Below are 2883 nucleotides of genomic sequence, written 5' to 3'. Positions count from 1 at the left end.
ATGGTACTGCACCTGGGAGGGTGTGGGAGAGTAGGTCACCGCCGGACAACCATGAGAACCCCCTGGCGGGGTTCCGGGCTTGGGGGGGGGGGCGGGCGCGGGCCCCGCCCTGGGGGGGGGCCCCCCGACCTGTTTAACGGATTGGAACCCGGGGCTGCCGGCAGCGGAAGGGGTCGAGAGCAGCCCCCGCCTGGGCACACCTGCAGGATGGCACCGGAGATATTCCGTAGGCTGGAACCATGACTTCTTCCCTCTTCTCCCATGCGCCGGAACCTGAGCCGGAACGGGCGGCGCAACAGGTCCCTGACATCGAAGAGTCCTGTGTCGTTCCCCGTGAAACGGACGAAGCGTTCAGCGGTTTCCACGAGTATCCCCACCTCTGGTGGCCGGAGGACTTCAGTACCTTTGGCGAGGGCATGCATCCCGAGTTTGAAGGGGGCTCGCTGACGGAAACCAGCGTGGACGAGGAAAAGGCACTGTGGGCTACGGTCCGCGAAGTGCGTGCCGGCGAGTTGCTGGTCCTGGAGTGGTTCCTGGGGCACGGTGCGTCCGTGCCCACCACCGTCGAGGTGCGGTTCGAACCTGCCGTTACTGGCACCGGGACGTCGGTAGCACTCGTCCACACGGGGTTCGGACGGCTCCTCGACGGCGCGGAGATCCGCGACCGGCTGGCCGGACAATGGCGTAAAGCGCTGCAACGTTACTCCCGGTTCATGGGCGCCGGGTAGCCTTTGGCTATGACCACGGAAGTCCTGCATGACCTCGAACGCTCAATTCCAGGGGTGGCGTTCGCCACTGATACCGCCGTCCTGAGTCAGTATTCCCGTGACCAAGGGCCGGTCCAGGAGCTGATAGAACCACTGGCTGTCGTGTGGCCGGAATCCGTGGCTGACGTGCAGAGAGTCCTCCGCTGGGCCTCAGGGAGCAACACAGCGGTTGTGCCCCGCGGTGCCGGCACCGGCGTGTCTGGCGGAGCCCACGCCACACGTAACTGCATCATCCTCAGCCTCGAGAAAATGAACCGGATCCTCGACATCCGGCCGGGCGACGAACTCGCGGTCGTGGAGCCCGGCGTCATCAATGCAGACCTCAATGAAGCAGCAAAGCCGTTTGGGCTGATGTATGCCCCCGATCCGGCGAGTTACAGGGTCTCCACGCTCGGCGGCAATGTCGCTACCAACGCCGGTGGACTGCGCTGCGCGAAGTACGGCGTGACGCGCGATTCCGTGCTGGCCCTGGACGTGGTGCTGTCGGACGGTACGTTGATCCACACCGGACACCAGACCTTCAAAGGCGTTGCCGGCTATGACCTCACCGGCCTGTTTACCGGCTCCGAGGGGACACTCGGCGTCGTCGTCGGTATCACCGTGCGGCTGCGCTACCTGCCGGCCGATGTTCGCACCGTCGCGGCGTTTTTCCCCGACTTCCGCACGGCCGCCGCGGGGGTCCTCGCTGTCGGGGCAGCCCGGGTGCAGCCCGCCATCATGGAGCTGCTCGACGGCGCGACGATGGAGGCGCTCGACGGCGCCCACGGCTCGGACCTGCGGACCCGCGGCGGAGCGCTGCTCCTGATCCAGACGGACGGCTTTGGCGCTGAGGCAGAGGCAGCCGCCGTCCGCGCGGTCCTGTCCGAGCTTGGCGGAACCGTCAGCTCCGAAGGCTCGGCAGAAGCTGAACGCCTGGTGGAGCTGCGCCGGCACAGCCGGGGGGACGACGTCGAACATCAGATCCGTGTGGGCGAAGACATCGCCGTACCCCGGTCCCAGCTGGTCCATTACGTTGCTGAGCTGGAACGGATGGCAGCCGACCACGACGTCCGGCTGAAGGTCGTCGCGCATGCCGGAGACGGCAACCTGCATCCGACCTTCTGGATCGACGCCGCGGAGGGTGCGGCAGGAACAGCGCGGCTGAATGCTGCCCTCGACGAATCGATCACCGTCGCTTTGCGGATGGGCGGAACGATCACGGGTGAGCACGGGGTTGGCCAGTTCAAGCTGCGCTGGCTGCCGCAGGAACAGCAGTCCGAGGTGCTGGAACTGCAGCGCCGGATCAAAGCAGTGTTTGACCCGGCAGGCATCCTGAACCCTGGGAAAGCCATTTCAGAATCCTAGGTGCCGCTGGCCGGCCAAGGGGGCAAGAAACCTTGGCCGGCCAGTGACAGGCAACTGCTACGGAATGCTCATCCACACCGTCCGGTTGGGGCGCAGCCGCGTGTGTTCCATGGCGCCCGGGGAACTCTCCTGCAGGATCTCAAACCCGGGAAGCTCCACCGGCTCGCTGCCCAGGTTCATTGCTGCCAGAACGCTCCCGTTGGCGAAGGCCACGACGCCGCCCTGGTTGTACTCCGGCAGCCAGGCGAGGGACCCGTGCCCGAGATCGAGTTCACGCCGCAGCCGCAGCGCATCCTGGTACATGCGCAGCGTCGAATCCGGATTCCTCTGCTGAATATCCCGGGCATGTGTACCCCACAGCCCAAGCTGGGGCAGCCAGCTCTTGCCGTGGCTGCTGAAACCGTAGGACGGCTCGTCGGCCCGCCAGGGCAGGGGAACGCGGGAACCGTCGCGGCCAACGCGCTCTCCGTCAGTGCGGTGGAACGTGGGGTCCTGACGGAACGTGTGGGGGATCATGGTGTGGTCCGGCAGGCCGAGTTCTTCGCCCTGGTAGAGGTAAACCCCGCCGGGCAGGGCGAGCATCAGGAGGGTGGCCGCACGCGCACGTGCCAGGCCCAGGACGTGGTCCGGCTGCGCGTCTTCGGGGCCGATCCCGTCTCCGCTGCGCAGGTCGTGGGATTGGAGGCCGAAGCGGGAGACGTGGCGGACGACGTCGTGGTTGGAGAGGACCCAGGTGGTGGGGGCTCCGACCTGGTCGAAGGCGTTGAGGCTG

General features: G+C 66.6%; 3 protein-coding genes. 2 read left to right on the top strand and 1 reads right to left on the bottom strand.

Features of this window, described 5'->3' with window-relative positions; genetic code table 11:
• Positions 1–239: 239 nt before the first annotated feature.
• Entirely contained in the window at positions 240–728 is a 489-nt protein-coding gene (locus TVB01_RS16535; protein ID WP_422456992.1) for a hypothetical protein, read from the top strand.
• A 9-nt stretch (positions 729–737) separates the two neighbouring features.
• Positions 738–2111 (top strand): FAD-binding oxidoreductase, encoded by a 1374-nt coding sequence (locus tag TVB01_RS16530; RefSeq protein ID WP_422456991.1) that lies wholly within the window; start codon positions 738–740, stop codon positions 2109–2111.
• 57 nt (positions 2112–2168) lie between these two features.
• Here the strand turns inward: TVB01_RS16530 and TVB01_RS16525 are convergent.
• On the bottom strand, positions 2169–2883 hold a 715-nt coding region (locus tag TVB01_RS16525; protein ID WP_422456990.1), incomplete at its 5' end, for an alpha-amylase family glycosyl hydrolase.

The organism is Arthrobacter sp. 7Tela_A1, from assembly GCF_049311065.1.
GTDB lineage: Bacteria > Actinomycetota > Actinomycetes > Actinomycetales > Micrococcaceae > Arthrobacter_B.
The sequence above is the reverse complement of the archived record's forward strand: the minus strand, read 5'-3'. Positions and strand labels throughout refer to the sequence as shown.

What these genes read in the sequence shown, in the direction of transcription:
- TVB01_RS16535 (WP_422456992.1), top strand. Translation starts at nt 240, where the DNA reads ATGACTTCTTCCCTCTTCTCCCATGCGCCGGAACCTGAGCCGGAACGG.
- TVB01_RS16530 (WP_422456991.1), top strand. Translation starts at nt 738, where the DNA reads ATGACCACGGAAGTCCTGCATGACCTCGAACGCTCAATTCCAGGGGTG.